The following is a 22,669-nucleotide window of genomic DNA, read 5'->3' on the forward strand; positions in this document are numbered from 1 at the left end:
CGCGATTAATCGCGTCTCTACCGACTCCCTACTCCCCACTCCTCCTCATACTTTGCAGGACGACAAATAAGATGGCGATAAATCCAAAGATTGGCAGTGCGATCGCCCAAAGTGGTAATTTCTGAGATTCACCCTCTCCTAAATCACCATTGACATCTCGCCGATTTCGTGTATTCTCTGTAGACCCACCTGCCACAGTAACTTCAAATTTCAACTTAAAAGGTTTGAATCTTGCCCCAGAAACTGGTTTACCATTTAGTTGCAACTCATAAATACCAGGCTTGGGAAAAACAACTTCTGCACCTGGGACGCCTTGATAGCGTTCAGCTGCCACAGGTTCTAACGCTGGTTCTAGGAGTGGTGGCTCTCCGGCTGCATAGGGTTTGGCATAAACAGCCAACCGACAATTACACTGTGACAGAGGAATCACCTTTCCACCTCTGCGGGTAAGTGCAAACCAGGCTTGAGAGGGTTCTCCAGCACTAGGATTATCATTTGGTTCAATGTGGAGGGTGGCGCCGACATCTGCGGCTACCTCAACCTGATGAGCAGCAACAGGGTAAAGATTAGTTATTGATATAACTAAGGAACTCAGGAATAATAAATACTTCATTCTTCCTTTGTTTAGGTAATGTCTCTGTTCTTGACTTGTTGAGATGGAGTCAGAGAACAAAGATGATTTACCGCGATTTGGTTGGGGGAACATAAAACTTTTCTACGGCTAACTTTGACCAAAAAAAGCGCGAACGTACCATCAAGACACCGAGGGTAATAATTCCCACCAGTAGTGCTGCTAATTTATTTCCCCAAGTTGATTCCAAGGAACCCAGGTAATGGGAACCAATCAACACAGCATGAATGGCACTCAAGAGCAAGGCTGGCACACCCAATAGATGAATCTGTCGCCAACGCTTGCCCAAAGATTTCTGCAATGATTCCCAACTAGTAAAAGCGACAGGGGACATTAATAACAATGCTACAGCACCCGCAGCCATACCCCACTGAAATTCTGGCGGCAGGAAAGAAAAGGCAGCAAAATTCCATTGCAATGAGTGTTCCATCATGTGGGCGGTGTGAACCACAGAAAGCACAAAAGATCCCACTCCCAAGCCCCGGCGGTAACGCAGTGGTGATGCCCACAAGCCACTAATAGGACGCGCAATTAACGCCAAGATTAAGCAAATTAAGGCGGCGTGTCCGGTGTAATCTACCATTGTGTCACCAGTCCGCAACAAGGTGATCGCGCCAATAATCAGTGTCACCCAACCGCCTAATCGAAATAACTGACTGCGCTTGTCTTTACTTACCAATGATGTGGAGACACCTACCCCTAACATCGTGGGGAGAGTTCCCAAGCCAAAAGCCAGCATAGTTGCCCCACCCATCCATAAATTGCCAGTTTCAGCAGCTTTAATTTGGGCAGCATACAGGAAACCACAGGGCATTAAACCCCAAGTCATCCCTAAAAGCATTGGTGTCCACCATTTGCTTTTTAAGGAAAGCTTAACCATTCCTCTGCTGAGGCGATCGTGTAAACTACCTTGCAATAGGGGATGTAACACGGGAATGCGCGGCAGCAAATCGGGTTTTACTTGTCCTAAGCCAAACCAAATCAGCATTACACCAGTTATAATTGCCATCCAGCGCCGGAAGTCGCTGCCAACACCCGCTAGCTGTCCACCTTGCAGCAATACCGAACCCAGCGCCCCAATGCCAGCACCGACTAGAGCATAGCTCAACATCCGCCCCAGATTTAGCAGGATATGAAATTTTAATTGCTGTTGCCAAGTGTCGGACTTTTCTGAGGGTAATGTCTGTTTTGGCTGATGAGACAGAGAAAACGCCACGGTTAGGGGGCCACACATCCCAAAGCAATGCCCAAAACTCCCCAGAAAACCCAGGATTGTGATCAGCAACAAATCTACCATAAAAAAAGTCCTGAGTTCTGAGTCATGAATCCTGAGTGTCAGAATAAAGATTTTAAAGAAGTAATAATATAATTCTTTTCTTCTTTGCTCAGTACTCAGCACTCCTCTAGTGCGGTAGTGTAAGTTAAGTTGCGATCGCTGTCAAAAGACGAACTGTCAAACTTGATGTTTACTCTAGCAAAGAAAGCCTGGGTGTAAAACTCCCTACACACAAGCTTCTGAGAGCCACTGCTGCTTACCTTCTAGCGCGGGAGTGGCTTTTTTGGTTTTTGGATAAATGTAAAGGCTGGTAGAAGAATCTGATATTCCACTACTCATGCCTGGAGAAAGTTTAGATTTTTTAATGGATGCCAAATTTAATTGGTATAAAAAAAATCTTCTCCGGTTTATAGGAAATGTAAATTACGGGGGAGTTTGGATTTTTTGGAACATTAACCCTGGTGAATATAAAGTTAGATTCATCTATCCAACTCAACTATCAAAGAAGACAAAGATTAATTATTCCTCGAAAATAAGAAAACGTAACAACTTTTGTACAGTTTGGTTTGCGTATCACTAACTTGTCATCTAACTCATATAGTTTCAGATTATATGGATTGAGGCCGGAAATTAGAGACAGTCAGGAAATATTGTTAGAGCGAATTGATCAAGCAAATGCAACTTTTGCACTTGATGAATCTTATTTTTTTATGATTCTCCCAGGAGAAAGTTTGACTAGTCTTGTAGATGGTGAATTCTGTTGGAACTTACACAATAATGAACTTGTAATGATAGGACGAGATAATATGGGTGTCTATTGGTATTTCCGCAATCTTAGTTTAGGAAAATATAAAATTAATTTTCGTTATAGAAGTCCCACTCAATCTGATTTAAATAAGTTATTTCGTCCTCCGGTTGTAGAAAATATTTGGTCTGGTAAAGTTACTACACCCTTAGTAGATTTTTTCCTAGTTAATTGATATGTCAAAGTACAAGTATCTTTTCTAGAAGTCGGTGAATACGAAACCTACGGTAGTTGGCAGCAGTTCCAGCAGTCTATAGTGAATAAGTCACTCTTAAACAGCTAGAGAGTTATAGACGCAAATCGGCTTCTGAAATTACCACTTCTGAAATTAAAAATTCAGTTCAGTAAGTATCGGGTTATATCAAATTCTCAAACAACATACATTTAATAATTACAAGTAGAGACGCAATCATTGCGTCTCTACAAACCGCCTATTTAGCCTTCTTAGGTGTAATTGCACCTAGCAAAAAGGATGATGTAAATTAAATGACTCCTGGTCCTTTACCGCGTTTGTCACCCTTATCGCTCAACTTGCCTTCCTCATCCTGATTAATTTCTCCAAGTTCTTCAATACGTTCTGCCGTATCTTCTGCTGCTTGTTTGCGTGCATCACCTGGTTCTTCGTAGTACATTTCTGGTTCAACTGCATAGTTGTTCAACAAACCTTCTTTGTCCACGGTATAGCCGTCAGTAGATGCATCTGCCTCCCCTTCTCCTGTGGGGAGTGTTTTGAAGTTATCTCCTTCTCTTTCCATTCGAGCAGCAGTTTCAGCTGGGATAATGCCGCGATCATATGTATCGACTTCAGCTCGATCAGATGAATCTATGTCTCTATTAACTGCTTCATTAGCCATAATTTATGTCCTCGTTAAAGAATGTATTGAATAACCTCAAAAACTAGATTAGGCTTTTTATCATCTTCGAGCTACTATCTTGAGAAGTGGCTTGAAATTAAAAATAATCTTATAATCTCTATCTTTTGATGTATCCAAAAGACTAATTCTAAGTCCGGTTAAATACTTGTAATTTAATAACTTACGTTCATTTCTGGCGCAAGTCAAGAGGCGGCAGCCCCCACATTAGGCATTCCCAGTCAGAGACTCTTGACGAGACAATCTCTAAAAGCTTGCTCTAGAAAAGCTTTCACCTGAAATTCACACCAATGGCAATTCATGAATTGCCCCTACCGCGTGGTCTATTTACCATCAAAGGATAATTAAGAAGCACTAAAGTGCCTAGAAAATAAGCACTTTAGTGCTTCCCAGTATACTAGTTTAATCGTTGGGAAATTTATTCGCCCACAAATTGGTTTTTCAGTAATTGAATTTCATCAACTAATTCTTGCCGAGTTGAAGCCTTCAGTAGATAACGGAAAATAAACCAACTGGCGTAAGCAATTCCAACTAACTCAAAGAGTGGTGATAGCAGTGGAATATCATTGATTGCATCTAGTACTGCTAGTACTAGCTTCGCTGTAACGATCGCCGCTAAAATTAAACTAACGGTTATTAGAGGCTGCTTGTAGTTGTTAAAAAAGCTACTTAAGTATTCGGGAAATTGCCCCAAGAATTGAGTAATTTGTCTGCTAATTTGTTGCCATTGAGATTCAGCTTCAGGTGCTGGTGATAACCTTGGCAAGTTTGCAGTATCTACACCTTCAAGTGCTAGCGTACCTTGTGATAAGGAGGCATTGATCGATTCGCGTTGCTGTTGTTCGGTTTCCATAATTTTTATTTCCGGTGACTATGAAGAACTTGTATAACTGAACTGAGTATCAATAAATACAATTATTGAGATCACTAGTTGTCAATTATTAGAGGATGTTTATAAAGCCTAATTTATTACTTACCTGGGCGACTACTACCTCAAGGTAGAATTCAATGGCTTGACTACACAAGACTTTACCTGCCTCTGCTGGTTAGCAAACTCTTGATTTTGTATTAGTAGTCCACGGAGGTGGAGTTTATTTGTCTAATAGCGAATTAACGCGATGTGCAACTTATTCTTGGAACCCCGCTTCCATTCCTCTCCCCGTTGGCGTCAGCCTGCCGTCAGGCAAGCAGGGAGAGGCTTTAATTTTTGCTAGTAGGGGAGCCAGTGCGTTGGGCGGCGCGCCACTCTTGTTGCATCTGGCGTAAGGGGTTGGGAGTTAGGTTTCAGAGAAAGTCGCACATGGCGTGAATTATATTCGTCCAATACTTTTAAAATATCCTCTTAGTGGTCAGTTCTACTTATTGACTGACCACTAAGATTTAGCAGGAGCATCTTAATTTGTTTCTGCCTACCTACTCACTTAGGTTTATTGTTAGCTGCCTTATGGTTTTGGTGGGGCAACAGTTGCTTTAACAACTACAATTTTGACACCTTTAATTTGCTTAGATAAAGGTTCAATCTTAGCCAACTCTTTTTGATTGTTCACAGTTCCTCCAACAGTTACAGTCCCATCGTCTGCGGCATTAACTGTTAGTTGACTCTTGGGTATGTTAACCTCCAACTTGGAGCGAACTTCACTTGCTAAGTCACCTTTGGCTCGTTGTGTATCGCCACCAGTGGTATTATTGCGTTGTTCACGGGCGCGAATATCAGAATTAGCTTGTTTTCTGCGAACTTCACTTTGTGCGTCTTGTTGAGCAGCTTGTGTTGTTTTTGCGGTCGGTGTTTGGGGAGCATCATTAGGATTATTGGGTGCAGATTCACTAGTTTTAGAAGCGTTATCACAAGCAGCAACACCAAAAACCAAAAGGCAGCTAATTAAAAAGGGGGTTAGCTTTTGCATATGTTTAATTCGGAATCGGAAAGTGAAATTTGTTGAGATTTACGGCACAAGTGAGGAGCAAGTTTTCCTCTTCAGGAGCAAAGTTTTCAAATTCTTGCTCCTGCAATTTCGGAGAATTAGTCTGAGTGACAACTAACTACCTTAGCTTAGAGTGTTTCATCACGACGGTCAATAATGACTACGGCAGGATCGTCTCTATCAGGCTCTGTTAAGTAATTGCTGCGATCGCTATTAACAACTGGTGTGTCGTGCTGCGTTACTCGGTCGAAACCTGGGCGATGTTCGCCGATATCAGTGGCATCATAGATGGCAAACTCTTCAATACCTCGACGTTTGAGAATCGCCTCAGCTTGGTGGATTTCAGCTTCCGTACCATCGATAATTACTAAGTAGTCGCCTCTTTGGAAGCGATCGCTATATACTCGTGCCCTGTCTTCAGGAATTCCCAAGCCAACAAGTCCGCCAACAATACCCCCAGCTGCTGCACCGATTGCACCCCCAGCCGCTGTTGTTGCCAAAGCTGTTGCAACTGCGCCACCTGCAATCACCGGGCCGACTCCAGGAATTGCTAAAGTCCCAAGACCAACTAATAAGCCAGTCAAGCCGCCTAGAACACCGCCTGTAGCTGCTCCAGTTTTTACGCCATCGTCTGCTTTATTACCTGTACCGACCTTTCTATCTACATCTACACCAGCGATCCCTTGACCGTTTGTATCTTTGGCAATGATGGATACTGTACTTAAGGGAAAACCCGCATCTCGTAATTCTGTAAGTGCTGCTTCTGCATCTCGACGATGAGAAAATACCCCGATCGCGCGTCTAGCAACACCGCTATGAGCCGCCGTAGAAGTTGGAGCGACATAATCAGTGGTTGTATTTGTAGCATCTGGGTTGTCGTAAATCCCAAACTCTTCGACACCCTGCTGATGTAGAATTGCTTCTGCTCTAATGATTTCTGCATCTGTGCCATCGAGGATAACCAAATAATGTCCCCGCCTCACACGTTCGTCGTAAACTCTGGCTCGTTCTTCGGGAATTCCTAAACCAATTAATGCACCAAGCAAACTACCAGCTACTGCACCAATACCTGCGCCAGCCAGAGTAGTAGCTAGGGTTGTTGCTGCGGCTCCAGCCAGCATAATTGGCCCGATTCCAGGAATTGCCAAAGTCCCAAGACCGACTAATAAGCCAGTCAATCCGCCCAAAGCACCGCCTGTAGCTGCTCCGACTTTAGCGCCTTCGTCAGATTTATCACCGACGCGATCGCGCACTTCAGCCCCAGCAATATCATCTTTGTCTCCATCTTGGGTAATCACAGAGACTCTATTCATGTCAAAGCCGACATTTTTTAATTCATGTAGTGCATGTTCAGCATCTCGACGATTAGAAAATACACCGACACCACGTTTATGTAAACCTACAACCATTATCTTTTCTCCTCAGCAAAAATTAATTATTCACTAATTCATAGCTCGTAATAGCTCTCATTAATACATATATAGGTTGAGTTTTCATCAATCCCTTGGAATAACTTTTATCTCTATCATTAGACATAGGTGTTTTTATCTAAATTTAGTAAAAAGTCTGAAGTATCAAATAAATGATGAATTATGTTTGATAAGAATTAGATATTAACTATTTTATTTCAAAGAAGTTTGTCTAAAATATTAGTTTTAAAACTCACTAAATTTATGCGAATAAATTATCTATCAGATATAATTTTTAGTAGGAACACACAGCTATATATCAATACACTTGGGTTAAGACTCGATCTTCCCTAACTCTCGTTAAAAAGGAGGAATTAGAGTCAGCTTTTTTAAGGGGGGGTTCGGGGGATATTCTAAAGCAAAATATCACTAACAGTCGTCTATGACGTAAACGAAGATTCGACAACTGTGAAACGGGAGTTAGAAGAACTCAATCCTGAAGGTATTGAACGGGACTTTGCCAAGTTGGTGAATATCTCCGCAATACCAACCTAGAAGAACTTGATCAAGAAGGTATTAGCAGCGATTTGGAAAAATTACTCGATGATCCTAAAGCGAAGCCTTATACCGTTTTACTTTAATAATGATACAAATACGTTGGTAGGGGCACAGCAATGCTCATTGGTCTCAACTTAAGCCAAAACTCTTTTCAAACCTCGTTTCCAGCCAGAGGCTGGAAATGCAGATCAAAAGCGGCTTTGCCGCAAGTCTTGAGGCGGAGCCTCAACGACGGGCATTCCCAGTCGGAGACTGGGAACGAGACAATCTTAAAAGCTGCTTAGAGACTGGCTTTCACGTTAAGTTGACACCAATGAGCTTTTTCTGTGCCCCTACGAGAAATCTATATGTATCAGGGTTTATGTGAAATGGTATTAGGACTGCGCCAAGACGCGTACTCCTGCAAAGAAGCAAGCTATGGGTAGTCTCTGGTAGAGAAGCGGCTTGTCGCCAGAGATCACTTGTCTGACGTTAATCGAGAAACCTTGGTTAAACTCGTCAGTCAGCAAGGAGACTTGAGCCAAGAGGCGGATGCTAATCGCATTATCAACCAAATAGAAGCGGCGCTGGCGTATTACAACGAGCCGAACGCATCCAGCAATAAACCCAAAAACGCCTGCAAGCGATCCAAGAGCAAGCTAAAAAGCAAGCCGAAGAAAGCAAAAAAACCGTTGCAAATGCTGCTTGGTGGATATTTGGGATAGCTATAACTTACCTTTGTGCAGTGCGATCGCACTCACTGGAATAACTCTACCTGGGTAAAATATCTCTGTCATCAGGAATTTTGAGAAAATACAAAGTGGTATTCAGTCTTTACAAATGAATGCCACTTTTGTTTTATAAATAAAACAAACTACCCCCTAGTGTAAGTAGGTTGGTGCTATTAAAAGTAACTATGTAAAGTTTTGTAAAAATTCTGAAATGTGCTTGGGTTAAGCTTAGTTCCTCGTTTACATATTTTTATATGATTTAGTTTTTCCTCACCAACTTACTCACTATCACGACCTTATGATTCCGATATAGATTAAAAAATCCTATCTAAAGTCAAGGGTTTTATATTTTGCTCTGATGAGAGTAAAAAAGATGGTTAATTATTCTTTCTTATAGATAGAAAAAAGTACGCTTGAGCGTAATATTATAGTCTTGTAGTATTATGAATACAGCAAAAAGTCCTAAGACCTATGCAATTCCTTACGAGAAAATCTGCTTGTTCCCTAGCAGCCTAGTACTGGAATCACTGAAGATATAAGGCACAAGGGTATAACGTGACTCTTGGCATAATTTTGATGCCAACATCACCAATACATCTAGTGCTTTTCAAATCTTCTCAAATTTTCAGATTTAACAGCAAAGACCTGCTTCAATCAGGTGTGGTTCAGTTATCTCTTCCCACTCGTTATTTCTCCACCTTGTTTTCTCGGCGTTACTTAATGAAAGTATGAAATTCAAAAATTCAATCTTTGAAACTGTTTCCTTTGCTTTTAGGGGAAACTAAATTCCTACTCTTAATCAGCAACGCAGTTTTCTGATGGAGAAGTGGCGAGGTAATTGTTTTACCCTCAATTTTTTTACCCTCTAACTTACAGGAGAACCTCATTAATGGCATTAATTAACGTTAACAGTTTGAGCGACCTTGGCAATCTGGCTGGCATTGTCAACGCTGCTGGCAGCAACGTTATCGTGAAAGGCACTAGTGGCGGCAACAAAACCGTAAACGGCACTAGTGGCAACGATGTCCTTGTTGGTGGTAGTGGCAACGATAGATTCATTGGCGGCAATGGCAACGATGTCATCACTGCCGGCAATGGCAACAATTACATTGACGGTGGTAATGGCAACGATGTCCTTAACGCTGGTAGTGGCAAGGATACCCTCATTGGCGGTGATGGCAACGATGTCCTTAACGCTGGTAGTGGCAACGATATCCTCACTGGCGGTAATGGCAACGATGTCCTTAGCGGTGGTAGTGGCAACGATATCCTCACTGGCGGTAATGGCAACGACACACTCGTTGGCAGTGCTGGGACTGATATTCTCACTGGAGGACCAGGTAACGATGTCTTCAAGTTCACCTCAGTTTCAGATAGTCGTCCTGCTGGACGGGATCTGATCGCTGACTTTGTTGGAAAGGGTAACTCGCTAGGCGACAGAATCGATGTATCTACTATTGATGCCAACACCACTAAAGCGGGCAACCAAGCCTTCACTTTCATTGGGGCTGCCGCATTCTCCGCAGCCGGTCAGATCCGTTATTCAGGAGGTATTCTCCAAGCGAACACTGATGGGAATCTGTCGGCTGACTTTGAGGTTCGGCTTGTAGGAGCACCACAAGTAGTGAAAAACGACATTATTCTTTAATTTTTTAACAAGGTAATGGGGTTTAATTCCCCAGCAAGACAGGCAGCAAGTTTTGTGGCGGGGTCTAAATCCCCGTTGCAAAACTTAATTACGTTCGCGTAGCGTGCCGGAGGCTCTATTACGAATTACGAATTACGAATTATTTAATCGACCTCTTGCAAAAGTCCCTAACACCCCACTTCTAAAAGCTTGCTTTTAGGAGTGGGCTTCTTATTTTTGATTTATCTAAGAGGTATAATCGACATTTAGTTAGTGAAATTAATTATGCGTTGCCCAAAATCCTTGGTAGGCACAATTCATGAATTGTGCCTACCTCATTTTCACTCCTATGTCTAATGTTAAACAAGAATTCAGGTGCAAAGCCAAAGACGCTCCAACTGTTACAAAAAACACCCGAATTTAATTATTCACACTTACTTCATTACATAACTACAGAAACCACCAAACAAATCTTAATAGGCAAAACTAACCCTATCTGAACAAAGGTTTCAGATTTTGTTCTGGCGAGAGTAATAAAAGATGGTTAATTATTTTTTCTTATAGATAGAAAAAAGTAGGCTTGAGGGTAATATCATAGTCTTGTAGTATTATGAATACAGGCACAACATCCTCAAACTCATGCAATTCCGTAGGAGAAAATCTGCTTGTTCCCTAGCAGCCTACTCCTGGAACCAGTGAAGATATAAGGTACAAGAATATAACATGATTCTTGGCATAATTTTCATGCCAACATCATCAATACATCCAGTGCTTCTCAAATCTTCTCACATCTTCAGACTTAATAGCAAAGACCTGTTGATATCAGCTGTAGTTCAGTTATTTCTTCCCACTCGTTACTTCTTTGCCTTGTTTTCACGGCGTTACTGAATAAAAGTGTGAAGTTCAAAAATTTAATGTTTGAAACTGTTTCCTTTGTGCCTTTGGGGAAACCAAATTCATACTCTTAATCAGCAACACCGTTTTCTGGTAGGGAAGTGGCGAGATAATTTTTTTACCCTTTAAATTTAGGAGAAGCTCACTAATGGCAATTATCAACGGTATCGATTTTTTTGGTAATGATGTCCTTAACGCTGCTAATGGTAGCATTAACGGCAGTAGTGGCAACAATATCCTTCTGGGTGGTAGTGGCAACAATACCTTTAGCGGTGGTAGTGGCAACGATGTCCTTCTCGCTGCTGATGGCAACAATACCGTTAACGGCAGTGATGGCAACGATGTCCTTCTGGGTGGTAATGGCAACGATAAACTCATTGGCGGATTGGGCGATGACACACTCGTTGGCGGTGCTGGGACTGATATTCTCATTGGAGGACCAGGTAACGATGTTTTCAAGTTCAGCTCAGTTTCAGATAGTCTTCCTGTTGGACGGGATCTGATCACTGACTTTGTTGGAAACGGTAACTTGCTAGGCGACCGAATCGATCTATCTGACATTGATGCCAACTCCACTATCGGGGGCAAGCAAAACTTCGCTTTCATTGGGGCTGCCGCATTCACCGCACCCGGTCAGCTTCGTTATTCAGAAGGTATTCTCCAAGGGAACATTGATGGGACTCTGTCTGCTGACTTTGAAGTTCGGCTTATAGGAGCACCAGAACTAGGGGCAAACAGCCTTATCCTTTAATTTACCCCAGAATCCCTCATTTTCTAAAGGGGGGAGTGTGTCAATAAACCTGCCTTGAAAATAAGGCAGGAGGGAAATAAATTTTCATTGTTCCTTGTAGAACTCTGTTCACAAAGAACAATGAAAATTTCTCTTTCCCACTCCCCACTCCCTATTTTCAAAGATGTCAGAGAATTTGAGAAGCCAAATTGTAAACCAAGAGGTGCAGCGATGCCTACGGCGGGCTACGCCTACGCACCGGTCAACAACAAGGCTTTTAACTTATTGGCAATTTATAACTACAAAAATCACCAAACAAATCTCAACAGACAAAACCAACCCTATCTGAACTAAAGGTTTCAAATTTTGTTCTAGCGAGAGTAAAAAAAGATGGCTAATGACTTTTTCTTATAGATAGAAAAAAGTACGCTTGAGGGTAATATCATAGTCTTGTAGTATTATGAATACAGTCACAACATCCTAAAACCCATGCAATTCCGTAGGAGAAAATCTGCTTGTTCGCTAGCAGCCTACTACTGGAACCAATGAATACTTGAAGAAGAATTCAGCTATTCTGAATTCAGGAATCAGAATCAATACTTCGGCAGAGCTACGTAACCATCAGTTGGAGATTTCGACCCGCCACTACGAAAGTTGACCACCAAATCATAGATTTGGTGGGGGTCTAAAAAGAGTCTATTCAGCGTTCGACTGAGCGCTCACACTGAAGTCCGCGTTTTTGGTCAAAATTCATTCTGAATTCTGACTACTGACTCCTGAATCCTGTTTCGATAAGGCACAAGGATATAACATCACTCTTGGCACAATTTTAATGCCAATATTATCAATACATCCAGTGCTTTTCAAATCTTCTCAAATCTTCAGACTTAACAACAAAGACCTGTTGATATCAAGTGTGATTCAATTATTTCTGCCAACTCGTTACTTCTTTGCCTTGTTTTCTCGCCGTTACTGAATAAAAGTGTGAAATTCAAAAATTTAATGTTTGAAACTGTTTCCTTTGCGCCTTTGGGGGAAACCAAATTCATACTCTTAATCAGCAACACCGTTTTCTGATCGGGAAGTGACGAGATTATTTTTTTAGCCTCTAAGTTCAGGAGAAACTCACTAATGGCAATTATCAACGGCACAATTTTCAATGACAACAATACCGTCAACGGTTCCCCACTTATCTTTCGCCCTGCTCTAAATGGGGGTGCTAGCAGCGATATCCTCACTGGCAATGCCGGCGACGATATTCTAAATGGGGGTGGTGGCAGCGATATCCTCAACGGCAATGCCGGCAGCGATGTCCTTAACGGCAATGCCGGCAGCGATATCCTCAACGGCAATGCCGGCAGCGATGTCCTCAACGGCAATGCCGGCAGCGATGAACTAAATGGGGGTGTCGGTAGCGATATCCTGACTGGCGGTGCTGGGACTGATTCTCTGACTGGAGGATTAGGTAACGATGTTTTCGATTTCAACTCAGTTTCAGATAGTCCTGCTGGTTCTTCACGGGATGTGATCACTGACTTCGTTGGAAACGGTATCTTTGCAGGTGATCAAATCGATCTATCTACCATTGACGCTAACTCCACTGTCGGGGGCAACCAAACCTTCTCTTATATTGGGACTAGCGCATTCTCCGCACCCGCTCAGGTTCGTTATTCAGGAGGTATTCTTCAAGCTAACACTGATGGGGATCTGTCGGCTGAGTTTGAGATTGGGCTGACAGGATCACCATCACTAGTGGCAAGGGACATTACCCTTTAATTTAATAGACCTCTTGCAAAAGTGCTTAACACCGTACTCCTAAGAGCAAGCGCTTAGGAGTGGGGTTCTTATTTTTGATTTATGCAAGAGGTCTAATGTTGAAGAAGAATTCAGTGCAAAGCCAAATATGCTCCAACTGTGACAAAATGCACTCGGCTTTAATCTGTCAAGAATAATATTGCTGTAATCAAGCACAGTTAAATAGTAATAAAGTCGCTCATATTGGCTGCACCTAACAGAAGCACATCTAGAAAATTAGCAATGCTTCCTAAGGCGCGATCGCACCGCACATACATGAGAAAATCAGGTAATACAATCGCAATACAAGCGATGAGGCACGTAAGGAAAAAAGATGTCAGAGAATTTGAGAAGCCAAATTGTGACGCAAGGGGTGCAGCGATCGCCGAATCGAGCTATGCTACGGGCAGTTGGTTTTAAAGATGAAGATTTCAATAAAGCCATTGTAGGTATTGCCAATGGCTATAGTACGATTACTCCCTGCAACATGGGGATAAATCAATTGGCGCTCATAGCAGAAGTTGGTATTAAAACCGCCGGGGCGATGCCGCAAGTGTTCGGTACAATTACGATTAGCGATGGGATTTCGATGGGAACTGAAGGGATGAAATATTCCCTAGTGTCGCGGGAAGTGATTGCCGATTCCATTGAAACTGTCTGTACTGGACAAAGTATGGATGGTGTGCTAGCGATTGGCGGTTGTGATAAAAATATGCCAGGGGCAATGCTGGCGATCGCGCGGATGAATATCCCGGCTATCTTTGTTTACGGTGGCACAATTAAACCCGGTCACTACAACGGACGCGATTTAACTGTTGTCAGTTCTTTTGAAGCTGTTGGTCAATACAGTGCTGGAAAAATTGACGAAAAGGAATTATTAGAAGTTGAAAGTCGCGCTTGTCCTGGCGCTGGTTCCTGTGGGGGAATGTTCACGGCTAACACCATGTCTTCAGCATTTGAAGCGCTGGGAATGAGTTTGCCCTATTCCTCGACAATGGCGGCAGAAGATGCCGAAAAAGCCGACAGCACGGAAAAATCAGCGTTTGTGTTAGTCGAAGCGATTCGCAAACAAATCTTGCCTCGCCAAATTATCACCCGTAAATCTATAGAGAATGCCATTTCTGTGATTATGGCGGTGGGTGGTTCGACAAATGCAGTATTGCATTTTTTGGCGATCGCCCGCGCTGCTGATGTAGAGTTAACGCTGGATGACTTTGAAACTATCCGCGCCCGTGTTCCCGTTTTGTGTGATTTAAAACCAAGTGGTAAATATGTCGCTACAGATTTGCACAAAGCTGGTGGCATTCCGCAAGTAATGAAGATGCTACTTGTGCATGATTTATTACACGGTGATAGCCTGACCATTAGCGGCCAAACAATTGCAGAGATATTAGCAGACATACCAGAAGAACCATCCGCCAATCAAGATGTGATTCGTCCTTGGAATAACCCGATGTATCCCCAAGGACATTTAGCTATTCTCAGAGGTAATCTGGCAACGGAAGGATCTGTCGCCAAAATTACCGGCGTAAAAAAACCAGTAATTACCGGGCCTGCACGGGTATTTGAATCAGAAGAAGCCTCTTTAGATGCAATTTTGGCGGGTAAGATTCAAGCTGGTGATATTCTAGTCATCCGCTACGAAGGGCCTAAAGGCGGTCCTGGAATGCGAGAAATGTTGGCTCCCACCTCAGCAATTATCGGTGCTGGTTTGGGTGATGCTGTGGCATTAATTACCGACGGACGCTTTTCTGGCGGTACTTACGGCATGGTGGTTGGCCATGTTGCGCCAGAAGCAGCAGTTGGTGGTGCGATCGCTCTTGTAGAAGAAGGCGATAGTATTACTATTGATGCACCTGCTCGTTTATTGCAGTTGAATATATCCGAAGAAGAATTAGCCCGTCGTCGTGCTAATTGGCAACCTCCTGCACCACGTTACACTAAAGGCGTGTTGGCGAAATATGCCAAATTGGTGTCTTCTAGCAGTATTGGTGCTGTGACAGATTTGGACTTGTTTTAAGTGAATTACCTACACTGGACTGACTGTACAGTGTAGGTTTCCCAATTCATTCAAAGTGCGGAATATCGGATATAGCCCATCTTCTGGAATAGGACGACCTTCTTCTTTTAACACTTCAATATATAATTCAATAGCTTCCTTGATATTGCCAATAGCTTCTGTTTTCGTCTTCCCTTGGCTGATACAAGCAGGTAAGCTAGGATATTCAGCTACCCAATAACCATCTTCTCCTGGATAGATAATAACTTGTCTCTTCATCTATTACTCCTACAACTCAAAACTGTAGTCCAAAGAAATCAAAAAAGCCAAAATTCACAACATATCTGGATTTTCCCCCAGTTCTCTCAATCTAGCCGCTAAACGAGCCACCTGTGCAGCAGCCGCTTCTTCTCGTACAGCAGCAGCTTCTGCTTCTGCAACTGCGGTTTGTGCTTGTGCAACAGCAATTTCCGCCTGCGTGACTGCGGCTTGTGTTTGTGCAGCAGCAGCCTCCTCTGGTAACAAAACCAAATTAAGAGCTAGATCATAAAACCGCAACCATATCGCCGTTTCTCTGTCTATTATTCCTTCATACGTTCCCAACCATAAACTTAACTTTTGACACCACAACCAACCACGCTCATTTGGTGTTAAAGGCTGATACTGCTGATTATCATCTAAATGCCACCCTTGCAAAGAAGTCGGGTCAAAGGGGTCATAGACAAAATAATCTGAAGTATGAAAAGTTTGTTCGTAAAGGTCTTTCTTAACAGTCTTATCTATTTTGGCTGTAGATGGTGACATTAATTCTACAATCACATCAGGATAACGACCGTTTTCTTCCCACACTACCCAACCTTGACGAGAATTAGTCCCGTCCACATTCAGGACAGCAAAGAAATCGGGGCCACGGAAATCCTGGTTACGTACTTGGGCGCTGCTGTAATAAATAAACATATTGCCACCAGTAAAAAAATCATTCCGGTCAGCCCAAGCTTGCTGCAATGACCGAATCAACACATTCATGGCAATACGGTGGCGATTTGATTCCAAGGGTTCACCATCATCAAAAATTAAATCTGTCGGCGGTGTGGGGTGTTCCCAGTCTAGAATGGCTCTTGGGTTGTTCTCAGTAGTCATGAGCGATCGCCTTGATCAGAAAGCCTTAGATTTTTATCATAAATTATTCTTAACCCAATCTCGAAAATTACGCATAGCTTGACTTCTCCCAATTGTTAAACACTGCTGAACATACTCATTAACTAATTCAACAATTGGGATATCAGGAAAATTAGGACTAGATTCAGATTTAATATATTTTCCTTCTTTTAACAACGAAATTTCTAAACCTTGTTGTGTATATCGCCAAAGTTCAGGAACTCCCAAAATTTCATAATTCTCAAATCGAGTTCGAGAAGTAATATCGATTTCGATTGCTAAATCTGGTGGTGGATCTATATTTAAATCAATGCGATTTTTCCCAATGATAGCAGTTTGATTTTGAATATAAAAACTGGTATCTGGTTCTACTGCTTGCCGCGATCGCTCATTTTTAAGTGTTGTGGAACCAAAAGGCTCAAAATCAATTTTGAGTTTGTCTAATAAAATTCTCACTAACTCACCAATATATTCTTTATCTTTTTCGTGTTCGGGTAGGGGAACCATAATTTCTAACCAGCCATAACTATAAGAAATACGTGCAGCACTCTTTTCTCCCATTTCTACAAAAATATTTTCTAACTGCTGCCAACTAATATCTTTGAGCAACATTTGTTGACCAGGTTTAATAAGAATTTGTTGCAGTTTTAAAAGCATATTACCTCAGAGAGTTGATGTAGTAATGGTTGTGTGGAGCAGATTAAATTTACAAATCAACTTTTTTAAAGTATATCGCCTCTGACTATGAGTGTAGAAATTAGCCAAAACAAATACTTGACAGAAAGCGTCTCCGGCTCCGCTTCTGAGTTTTGAATTTTTCTGGTAAAGGATACAAGCAATGTAGATATTTTCACAGAGTCGGGCAGAGAATTAATGATTACTCTGGGTTATTATCGCGTTAAAAAACAGTACAAGCCCTGTACGCTGGAAATTCTACCCTCTCTAGTGCGACAGTTAAGGTAATGCGCGTCTAAATTGCAGATTTTTTCGTTAAAGCTGTCATTAGTCTTTTGTCTAATTGTAAATACAAGTGACTAATGACCAATGACTAAGGACAATCCTCACGAAGAAATAAGCAATTAAAATGCGTAACAGCCTAGCAATAATTGCAGTTTGCTCCATAAGCTTAGTATGACAAAGGCATTCCCAAGCATAGCAAGGCGCTTGAAAAGTACAGGAATCAAGTTGTTGAACATGGGAACCTTCCTAATAACCCGTTTTATCGCAAACTGGAAACGCTACTTCCTGGGTAAGACTGTTGATGTCCGCCCCTCCCCCTCCTATGATGTCCGTCCTTCCTTAGCGGGCCCAGTCCTTAGCTTAGGTGGGGGTGGCCCCGATGTCGATGATGCTATCCAGTGGATGATTAACCAAGTTAGAGGAGGTACTAACTCCGCCACTAAGGTTAATGTTGTAGTTATCCGCACTAATGGTAATCACGATTACAATCGGCTAATTTATGCCATGAAGGGCGTAAACTTTGTGGAAACTCTTGTGATTAGCAATAGGCAAGAAGCAAACAAAGCCGAGATTTTTGAAAAAGTCAAAAATGCTGATGTGATTTTCTTTGCAGGCGGCGACCAATGTCAATACATCCGCAACTGGAAAGATACCAAACTTGAAACTGCTGTTAAGTCAGTTTACCTTAAAGGAGGTGGTGTTGGTGGCACTAGTGCGGGTGCGATGATCCAAAGTGAGTATGTTTACGATGCTTGCGCTTCTTCCGAAAAAGGCATTGAAACTAGAGACGCACTCGAAGATCCCTACCGAGACATTACTTTTACTTACAACTTTTTTAACTGGAGTAATTTGAAGGGAACTATCGTAGATACACACTTCGATAGGCGCCAAAGAATGGGTCGAATTATGACTTTCATTGCCCGTCAAATTAAGGACGGTGTATCTAACAGTGTTTTAGGCATAGCAGTTAGTGAAAGTACATCGGTTCTTGTAGATAAAAACGGTTTGGTAAAAGTTATGGGTAGGGGTGCGGCGTACTTTGTACTTGGCAATCATATACCGGAAGTATGCGAACCGCGATCGCCTTTGACTTTTTCTAATTACAAAATTTGGAAAGTTCGCAGTGGTGACACCTTCAACTTGAGAAACAGACCAACTTCTGGGTACTATCTCAGGAGTGTCAAAAGGGGACGGATTGATTCAAATCCATATTAAATGGGGAGTGGGGAGTGGGGAAAAGAGGACAAGCTGACAAGCTGGATGAACGGAGTTATAAGGTGGATGCATCCAGTTCAAAGACTCGTTAATGAGTATAAAAGGTGGATGAACCGAGTTATCTAATTCCTGCTCAATGCCCCATACTCCCTTACTTTCTACCAGGGAACCACGCCATTTTCATCAAAATACCCTCCGCTAGAACCATCATCAGGTAGAGTGGCAAGTCTCACTGCTGCGATCGCTCCCTGCTCAACAGTGCGGTATCCTCGGTGTTGATTAAGGTCAGTTGCTGTGAAACCAGGATCAGCAGCATTGACTTTAATCGAGGTATCTTTAAGTTCAGCGGCCAACAGAACTGTGATCGCATTCACTGCTGTCTTTGATGAGTTATAAGCAAGAGACTTAGCATTAGCGAACTCATAATTTGGGTCAGAGTTTTGAGTCAGAGAACCTAAACCACTTGATAAATTTACTATTCGCCCTGCTTTTGACTTCTTTAAGAGTGGCAACAGCGTTTTTATAACTGCAAACACTCCAAATACATTTGTTTCATAAGTGTGTCGCAGTGTTTCAATATCAACTTGACTGGGTGGAAGGCGATCGCCATCACTTGCTATCCCAGCATTGTTCACAAGGATGTCAAGTTTTCCGAATTCGCTCTCGATTTGTTTACTCGCAGAGTCGATTGTTTTTTGGTCAATGACATCAAGTTGAATTGTTCGGGCATCGATCTGATTTGAACGAAGTTTATTCGCAGCTTCTTCACCACGTCCTATATCTCTTGCACCCACAAGAACAGTAGCACCTCTAGAACCTAATTGGCGTGCAATCTCATACCCGATACCTTTGTTTGCACCTGTGATCAGCGCAACTTTGCCTTTTAAATCTTCTGACATATTACTTCTCTATTTTGATAAAGATTGACAACTGTTACCATCTTCAAGCAAGTAAGTCTAGTACAGGACGGCGTAAATCCAGCTATAGGACTCGTATTTGATTTATGAAAAAAATCAGTACACCCCGAAAAGGCTTCTTCCCCACTCCCCACTCCCTACTCCCTGTCTACGCAAATAATTATGGCTACGCCAAGCTGCGCGAACACAAATCAAAGCAGACTGCTATATCAGATCAATTTAACCAGACAAGTTGCTCTAAGTCCCTTATTTTGCGCCACACCATAGTGTAATAGTGTATATAAACACAACATTCAAAATTTAGCAGTAGTCATTCACACCTGAGATAGCGGTTGAGAAAATGTTTGCAGCGTACACTAACAATTGACTCAAAAATTCTTGGACAAAGTAGATATGCAAACCAAACAGCTTGGCAATTCGGAGCTTCACATTACCCCAATCGGCTTTGGAGCCTGGGCGATCGGTGGAGGTGAGTGGGCTTTTGGTTGGGGAGAGCAGGATGACCAGGAATCGATCGCAGCGATTAATCGCGCTCTCGACCTCGGCGTTAATTGGATTGACACCGCAGCTGTTTATGGTCTGGGGCGTTCTGAGGAGGTGGTTGCTAAGGCGCTCAAAGGTCGATCTAATCGCCCCTACATTTTCACTAAATGCTCGCTGATCTGGGATGAAAAGCGCAAAATTGGTAACAGCATCAAGGCGGATTCTGTGCGCGGGGAAGTTGAAGCCAGTCTGCGCCGACTCGATATTGAAACCATCGATCTCTACCAAATTCACTGGCCCAACCCTGACTCAGAAATTGAAGAAGGCTGGACGACTCTTAGCAAGTTAAAGGATGAGGGCAAGGTTCGCTATATTGGGGTTTCAAACTTCAATGTAGAACAGTTGAAACGTGTTCAGAAGATTGCACCAGTTACCTCATTGCAACCGCCTTATTCACTGGTTAAGCCCGATGTCGAAAAGGAGATTCTACCTTTTTGTCAGGAAAACAACATCGGTGTGATTGTTTATTCACCGATGCAATCTGGCTTGCTCACAGGAGCGATTACACCTGAGCGGGTTGCTAATTTCCCAGATGATGATTGGCGCAAAAACAATAGTGAATTTCAGGAGCCACGTCTATCTCGTAACCTGAAATTGGTCGAGGTGTTGCAACACATTGGTAAACAACACGATCGCTCGCCGGGTGAGGTGGCGATCGCTTGGACTTTAAACAATCCGGCGGTGACGGCGGCGATCGTTGGCGGACGCAATCCCAAGCAGGTGGAAGGAATCATCGGTGCTGGGGAATTTCGCCTCACTCAGCAGGAGCTAGATCAGATTGGTGCTTTCCGGCGCGAGAATCCATAAAAGAGGGCTTACGTAAACTTTCAATGGTAGCGATCGCATGTTTGGCCACAATATCAATTTCCTCTTGCGTATTAAACCGTCCAATACCAAACCGCACTGAGGCATAAGCTAGCTGTTCTGAATGTCCCAATGCTGTGAGAACATGGGAGGGTGCAGTGGTAGCCGACGAGCAAGCAGAACCAGAAGAAACCGCCATTACTGGCTGCAATCCTAGCAAAAGTGCGGCTCCATCCACCCCCTCAACACTGATATTCAAGTTTCCCGCTAATCGCTCTTGAGGATGTCCGTTGAGATGAATTCCTTCAATTTGCTTTATCTGTTCCCACAAGCTTTGCCTTAACTGGGTGAGGCGTTGGATTTCTGTTGCTTGTTCTGCCAAAGCGATTTCTACAGCTTTCCCCAAGCCGACAATTTGCGGTGTATATAATGTACCAGAACGCATCCCCCGTTCATGTCCGCCGCCGTGCTGCTGAGGAGCCAGTTGCACTCTGGGGTTGCGCCTGCGGACGTACAGCGCCCCAATGCCTTTGGGGCCATATACTTTGTGTGCAGTCAGCGACATCAAATCTATTTTCATCGCTTGCACATCCAAGGGAATTTTACCAATAGCTTGGGCGGCATCGGTGTGGAAAATGATATTGCGATCGCCTAGCTCATCGCGGCACATTTCCCCAATTTCTGCCAAAGGCTGCAACACACCAATTTCGTTATTTGCAGCCATCACCGATACCAAAATCGTCTCAGGACGTAAAGCTTTTTTAAACTCAGTTAAATCAATCAATCCATCTTTTTGCACAGGGAGAATAGTAATTTCAAAACCGAGACTTTTTAAATAATTACAAGGATCAATAACTGCACTATGTTCAGTGGCAACAGTAATAATATGCTGACCTTTTTTAAAATAAGCTTCGGCAACACCTTTAATAGCTAAATTATTCGCTTCTGTTGCACCACTCGTAAAAACAATTTCTTCTGGTGTGGCGTTGATTGCTGCTGCTAAAATCTCTCGCGTTTGTTTGACAGCAGCTTCTGCTTCCCAACCGTAAACATGACTAATACTAGATGGGTTGCCAAAGTGTTCTGTGAAGTAAGGGAGCATTGCTGCTAATACCCGTTCATCTACGGCTGTAGTAGCGTGACAATCAAGGTATATAGGACGAATAAACATAATTATTAACTCAAACTTTGACTCAAATTTTTTAATACACTTAGAACCTGATACAGTTCACTTTCTCGTTTAAAAAGTGTAAATTGGTCAGACATAGCATACTTTGGCTGATTTTCTTTAGTAAGTTTCAGGAAAATAAAATCACTCCCATTTGTTACTAATCCAAAAGTAGGTTTGTCTTGACTAGGATTAGCCAACATATAAACAAGTGCTTGAGGTATGGCTTCTAAAAGAGAAAAGCTAGACCTTTTAGATTCAATTACTAACAACCAGAATTGTTCTTGAATAACTAAAATATCAATTCTACCTCTAATAATTTCTCCTTCATCTTCCGCAGAAATTTGTATTGATTGTTCGCCTCTCATATAAAAAGGCTCATCATAAAATCCAGCTAAGTTGAGTAAAGGAGATAAAACTACTAATTTCACCGTTTCTTCGGACAAAGGAGGATATTTAACTAAACGGAGAAAATGAAGTTTTATTTTGTCTAAATCTGGCTTTTCTAAATCTGTAATTTCCGGTAAATTCTCAAACCATTCTGTAAAGAATGTCTCATCTTCAGCTAACTGTAGACTAAATCTTTCCTCCAAATAGGCAAGCCCGACATTTTGTGCTTGGATAAATTGAACCATAATTCATTTAAAAGATGCAATATAACTATTATGACACTGTTC

At 42.5% G+C, this 22,669-nt stretch carries 22 protein-coding genes; 9 read left to right on the top strand and 13 right to left on the bottom strand.

The features are described from left to right. Positions 1-28 precede the first annotated feature (28 nt). From V7L05_RS23285 to V7L05_RS23295, 3 genes are all read right to left on the bottom strand, one after another. The gene (locus V7L05_RS23285) at positions 29-706 is read right to left on the bottom strand and encodes a hypothetical protein (protein WP_335167508.1); all 678 of its coding nucleotides are present in this window, start codon (positions 704-706) and stop codon (positions 29-31) included. Beyond that, positions 681-1,928 carry an urease accessory protein UreH domain-containing protein gene (locus V7L05_RS23290; RefSeq protein ID WP_335167510.1) on the bottom strand — a complete coding sequence of 416 codons (1,248 nt, stop codon included), beginning with the start codon at positions 1,926-1,928 and terminating at the stop codon, positions 681-683. Before V7L05_RS23290 ends, V7L05_RS23285 begins: the two co-directional genes overlap by 26 nt. A 204-nt stretch (positions 1,929-2,132) precedes the next feature. Further along, positions 2,133-2,282 carry a hypothetical protein gene (locus V7L05_RS23295; protein WP_335167513.1) on the bottom strand — a complete coding sequence of 50 codons (150 nt, stop codon included), beginning with the start codon at positions 2,280-2,282 and terminating at the stop codon, positions 2,133-2,135. Positions 2,283-2,557: 275 nt separating this feature from the next. Here V7L05_RS23295 and V7L05_RS23300 point away from each other — a divergent pair, with 275 nt between their 5' ends. Then, a complete protein-coding gene (locus V7L05_RS23300) occupies positions 2,558-2,887 on the top strand; it encodes a hypothetical protein (protein WP_335167515.1) in 330 nt (109 codons plus the stop codon). A gap of 307 nt (positions 2,888-3,194) precedes the next feature. Here the strand turns inward: V7L05_RS23300 and V7L05_RS23305 are convergent, their stop codons facing one another. From V7L05_RS23305 to V7L05_RS23320, 4 genes are all read right to left on the bottom strand, one after another. Then, the gene (locus V7L05_RS23305; RefSeq protein WP_335167517.1) at positions 3,195-3,566 is read right to left on the bottom strand and encodes a hypothetical protein; all 372 of its coding nucleotides are present in this window, start codon (positions 3,564-3,566) and stop codon (positions 3,195-3,197) included. Positions 3,567-4,002: 436 nt separating this feature from the next. Further along, the gene (locus V7L05_RS23310; RefSeq protein WP_335167519.1) at positions 4,003-4,437 is read right to left on the bottom strand and encodes a CAAD domain-containing protein; all 435 of its coding nucleotides are present in this window, start codon (positions 4,435-4,437) and stop codon (positions 4,003-4,005) included. A 589-nt stretch (positions 4,438-5,026) separates the two neighbouring features. Continuing rightward, positions 5,027-5,488 carry a BON domain-containing protein gene (locus tag V7L05_RS23315; RefSeq protein ID WP_335167520.1) on the bottom strand — a complete coding sequence of 154 codons (462 nt, stop codon included), beginning with the start codon at positions 5,486-5,488 and terminating at the stop codon, positions 5,027-5,029. 146 nt (positions 5,489-5,634) lie between these two features. Continuing rightward, positions 5,635-6,915 carry a histidine kinase gene (locus tag V7L05_RS23320; RefSeq protein ID WP_335167522.1) on the bottom strand — a complete coding sequence of 427 codons (1,281 nt, stop codon included), beginning with the start codon at positions 6,913-6,915 and terminating at the stop codon, positions 5,635-5,637. Positions 6,916-7,934: 1,019 nt separating this feature from the next. Here V7L05_RS23320 and V7L05_RS23325 point away from each other — a divergent pair. The 6 genes from V7L05_RS23325 to ilvD all read left to right on the top strand — a co-directional run bounded on the left by V7L05_RS23325 (position 7,935) and on the right by ilvD (position 15,248). After that, positions 7,935-8,177, top strand: a complete 243-nt coding sequence (locus V7L05_RS23325; protein WP_335167524.1) for a hypothetical protein — start codon at positions 7,935-7,937, stop codon at positions 8,175-8,177. 895 nt (positions 8,178-9,072) lie between these two features. After that, on the top strand, positions 9,073-9,831 hold the full coding sequence (locus tag V7L05_RS23330) for a calcium-binding protein (protein WP_335167526.1): 759 nt from the start codon (positions 9,073-9,075) through the stop codon (positions 9,829-9,831). A gap of 1,021 nt (positions 9,832-10,852) precedes the next feature. Continuing rightward, a complete protein-coding gene (locus V7L05_RS23335) occupies positions 10,853-11,455 on the top strand; it encodes a M10 family metallopeptidase C-terminal domain-containing protein (protein ID WP_335167528.1) in 603 nt (200 codons plus the stop codon). A gap of 120 nt (positions 11,456-11,575) precedes the next feature. Beyond that, positions 11,576-11,788, top strand: a complete 213-nt coding sequence (locus V7L05_RS23340) for a hypothetical protein (RefSeq protein WP_335167530.1) — start codon at positions 11,576-11,578, stop codon at positions 11,786-11,788. A 777-nt stretch (positions 11,789-12,565) separates the two neighbouring features. Then, positions 12,566-13,210: a calcium-binding protein gene (locus V7L05_RS23345; RefSeq protein ID WP_335167533.1), complete on the top strand. Its 645-nt coding sequence runs from the start codon at positions 12,566-12,568 to the stop codon at positions 13,208-13,210. A 352-nt stretch (positions 13,211-13,562) separates the two neighbouring features. Then, complete coding sequence (gene ilvD / locus V7L05_RS23350) at positions 13,563-15,248, top strand: dihydroxy-acid dehydratase (RefSeq protein ID WP_335167535.1); 1,686 nt, start codon at positions 13,563-13,565, stop codon at positions 15,246-15,248. A 9-nt stretch (positions 15,249-15,257) separates the two neighbouring features. Here ilvD and V7L05_RS23355 read toward each other — a convergent pair whose 3' ends face one another. From V7L05_RS23355 to V7L05_RS23365, 3 genes are read right to left on the bottom strand one after another with little or no spacing between them, the layout of a single operon-like run. Continuing rightward, the gene (locus tag V7L05_RS23355; RefSeq protein ID WP_335167537.1) at positions 15,258-15,506 is read right to left on the bottom strand and encodes a type II toxin-antitoxin system HicB family antitoxin; all 249 of its coding nucleotides are present in this window, start codon (positions 15,504-15,506) and stop codon (positions 15,258-15,260) included. A 54-nt stretch (positions 15,507-15,560) separates the two neighbouring features. Then, positions 15,561-16,367: a Uma2 family endonuclease gene (locus tag V7L05_RS23360; protein ID WP_335167539.1), complete on the bottom strand. Its 807-nt coding sequence runs from the start codon at positions 16,365-16,367 to the stop codon at positions 15,561-15,563. Between the two features lie 36 nt (positions 16,368-16,403). Continuing rightward, on the bottom strand, positions 16,404-17,042 hold the full coding sequence (locus V7L05_RS23365; protein ID WP_335167541.1) for a Uma2 family endonuclease: 639 nt from the start codon (positions 17,040-17,042) through the stop codon (positions 16,404-16,406). Positions 17,043-17,516: 474 nt separating this feature from the next. On the opposite strand from V7L05_RS23365, the gene V7L05_RS23370 reads away from it, so the two are divergent. Beyond that, complete coding sequence (locus V7L05_RS23370) at positions 17,517-18,560, top strand: cyanophycinase (RefSeq protein WP_335167544.1); 1,044 nt, start codon at positions 17,517-17,519, stop codon at positions 18,558-18,560. A 158-nt stretch (positions 18,561-18,718) separates the two neighbouring features. Here the strand turns inward: V7L05_RS23370 and V7L05_RS23375 are convergent, their stop codons facing one another. Continuing rightward, a complete protein-coding gene (locus V7L05_RS23375; protein WP_335167546.1) occupies positions 18,719-19,459 on the bottom strand; it encodes an SDR family oxidoreductase in 741 nt (246 codons plus the stop codon). A gap of 411 nt (positions 19,460-19,870) precedes the next feature. Here V7L05_RS23375 and V7L05_RS23380 point away from each other — a divergent pair, with 411 nt between their 5' ends. After that, positions 19,871-20,827 carry an aldo/keto reductase gene (locus V7L05_RS23380; protein ID WP_335167547.1) on the top strand — a complete coding sequence of 319 codons (957 nt, stop codon included), beginning with the start codon at positions 19,871-19,873 and terminating at the stop codon, positions 20,825-20,827. Here V7L05_RS23380 and V7L05_RS23385 read toward each other — a convergent pair. Next, entirely contained in the window at positions 20,775-21,995 is a 1,221-nt protein-coding gene (locus V7L05_RS23385) for a cysteine desulfurase family protein (RefSeq protein ID WP_335167549.1), read from the bottom strand. The two genes, V7L05_RS23380 and V7L05_RS23385, sit on opposite strands and share 53 nt — an antisense overlap. Before the next feature lie 5 nt (positions 21,996-22,000). After that, the gene (locus V7L05_RS23390) at positions 22,001-22,627 is read right to left on the bottom strand and encodes a type I restriction endonuclease (protein ID WP_335167551.1); all 627 of its coding nucleotides are present in this window, start codon (positions 22,625-22,627) and stop codon (positions 22,001-22,003) included. Between the last annotated feature and the right edge of the window lie 42 nt (positions 22,628-22,669).

Origin of the sequence: Nostoc sp. (assembly GCF_036917755.1) — a bacterium.
Taxonomy (GTDB): domain Bacteria; phylum Cyanobacteriota; class Cyanobacteriia; order Cyanobacteriales; family Nostocaceae; genus Nostoc.

Excerpts from the sequence above, each read along its gene's own strand:
- V7L05_RS23290 (WP_335167510.1), bottom strand. The coding sequence starts at position 1,928 with ATGGTAGATTTGTTGCTGATCACAATCCTGGGTTTTCTGGGGAGTTTT.
- V7L05_RS23390 (WP_335167551.1), bottom strand. The coding sequence starts at position 22,627 with ATGGTTCAATTTATCCAAGCACAAAATGTCGGGCTTGCCTATTTGGAG.
- V7L05_RS23310 (WP_335167519.1), bottom strand. The coding sequence starts at position 4,437 with ATGGAAACCGAACAACAGCAACGCGAATCGATCAATGCCTCCTTATCA.
- V7L05_RS23375 (WP_335167546.1), bottom strand. The coding sequence starts at position 19,459 with ATGTCAGAAGATTTAAAAGGCAAAGTTGCGCTGATCACAGGTGCAAAC.
- V7L05_RS23355 (WP_335167537.1), bottom strand. The coding sequence starts at position 15,506 with ATGAAGAGACAAGTTATTATCTATCCAGGAGAAGATGGTTATTGGGTA.
- V7L05_RS23330 (WP_335167526.1), top strand. The coding sequence starts at position 9,073 with ATGGCATTAATTAACGTTAACAGTTTGAGCGACCTTGGCAATCTGGCT.
- V7L05_RS23320 (WP_335167522.1), bottom strand. The coding sequence starts at position 6,915 with ATGGTTGTAGGTTTACATAAACGTGGTGTCGGTGTATTTTCTAATCGT.
- V7L05_RS23380 (WP_335167547.1), top strand. The coding sequence starts at position 19,871 with ATGCAAACCAAACAGCTTGGCAATTCGGAGCTTCACATTACCCCAATC.
- V7L05_RS23285 (WP_335167508.1), bottom strand. The coding sequence starts at position 706 with ATGTTCCCCCAACCAAATCGCGGTAAATCATCTTTGTTCTCTGACTCC.
- V7L05_RS23345 (WP_335167533.1), top strand. The coding sequence starts at position 12,566 with ATGGCAATTATCAACGGCACAATTTTCAATGACAACAATACCGTCAAC.
- V7L05_RS23385 (WP_335167549.1), bottom strand. The coding sequence starts at position 21,995 with ATGTTTATTCGTCCTATATACCTTGATTGTCACGCTACTACAGCCGTA.
- V7L05_RS23360 (WP_335167539.1), bottom strand. The coding sequence starts at position 16,367 with ATGACTACTGAGAACAACCCAAGAGCCATTCTAGACTGGGAACACCCC.
- V7L05_RS23340 (WP_335167530.1), top strand. The coding sequence starts at position 11,576 with ATGAAAATTTCTCTTTCCCACTCCCCACTCCCTATTTTCAAAGATGTC.
- V7L05_RS23315 (WP_335167520.1), bottom strand. The coding sequence starts at position 5,488 with ATGCAAAAGCTAACCCCCTTTTTAATTAGCTGCCTTTTGGTTTTTGGT.
- ilvD (WP_335167535.1), top strand. The coding sequence starts at position 13,563 with ATGTCAGAGAATTTGAGAAGCCAAATTGTGACGCAAGGGGTGCAGCGA.
- V7L05_RS23305 (WP_335167517.1), bottom strand. The coding sequence starts at position 3,566 with ATGGCTAATGAAGCAGTTAATAGAGACATAGATTCATCTGATCGAGCT.
- V7L05_RS23370 (WP_335167544.1), top strand. The coding sequence starts at position 17,517 with ATGACAAAGGCATTCCCAAGCATAGCAAGGCGCTTGAAAAGTACAGGA.
- V7L05_RS23335 (WP_335167528.1), top strand. The coding sequence starts at position 10,853 with ATGGCAATTATCAACGGTATCGATTTTTTTGGTAATGATGTCCTTAAC.
- V7L05_RS23365 (WP_335167541.1), bottom strand. The coding sequence starts at position 17,042 with ATGCTTTTAAAACTGCAACAAATTCTTATTAAACCTGGTCAACAAATG.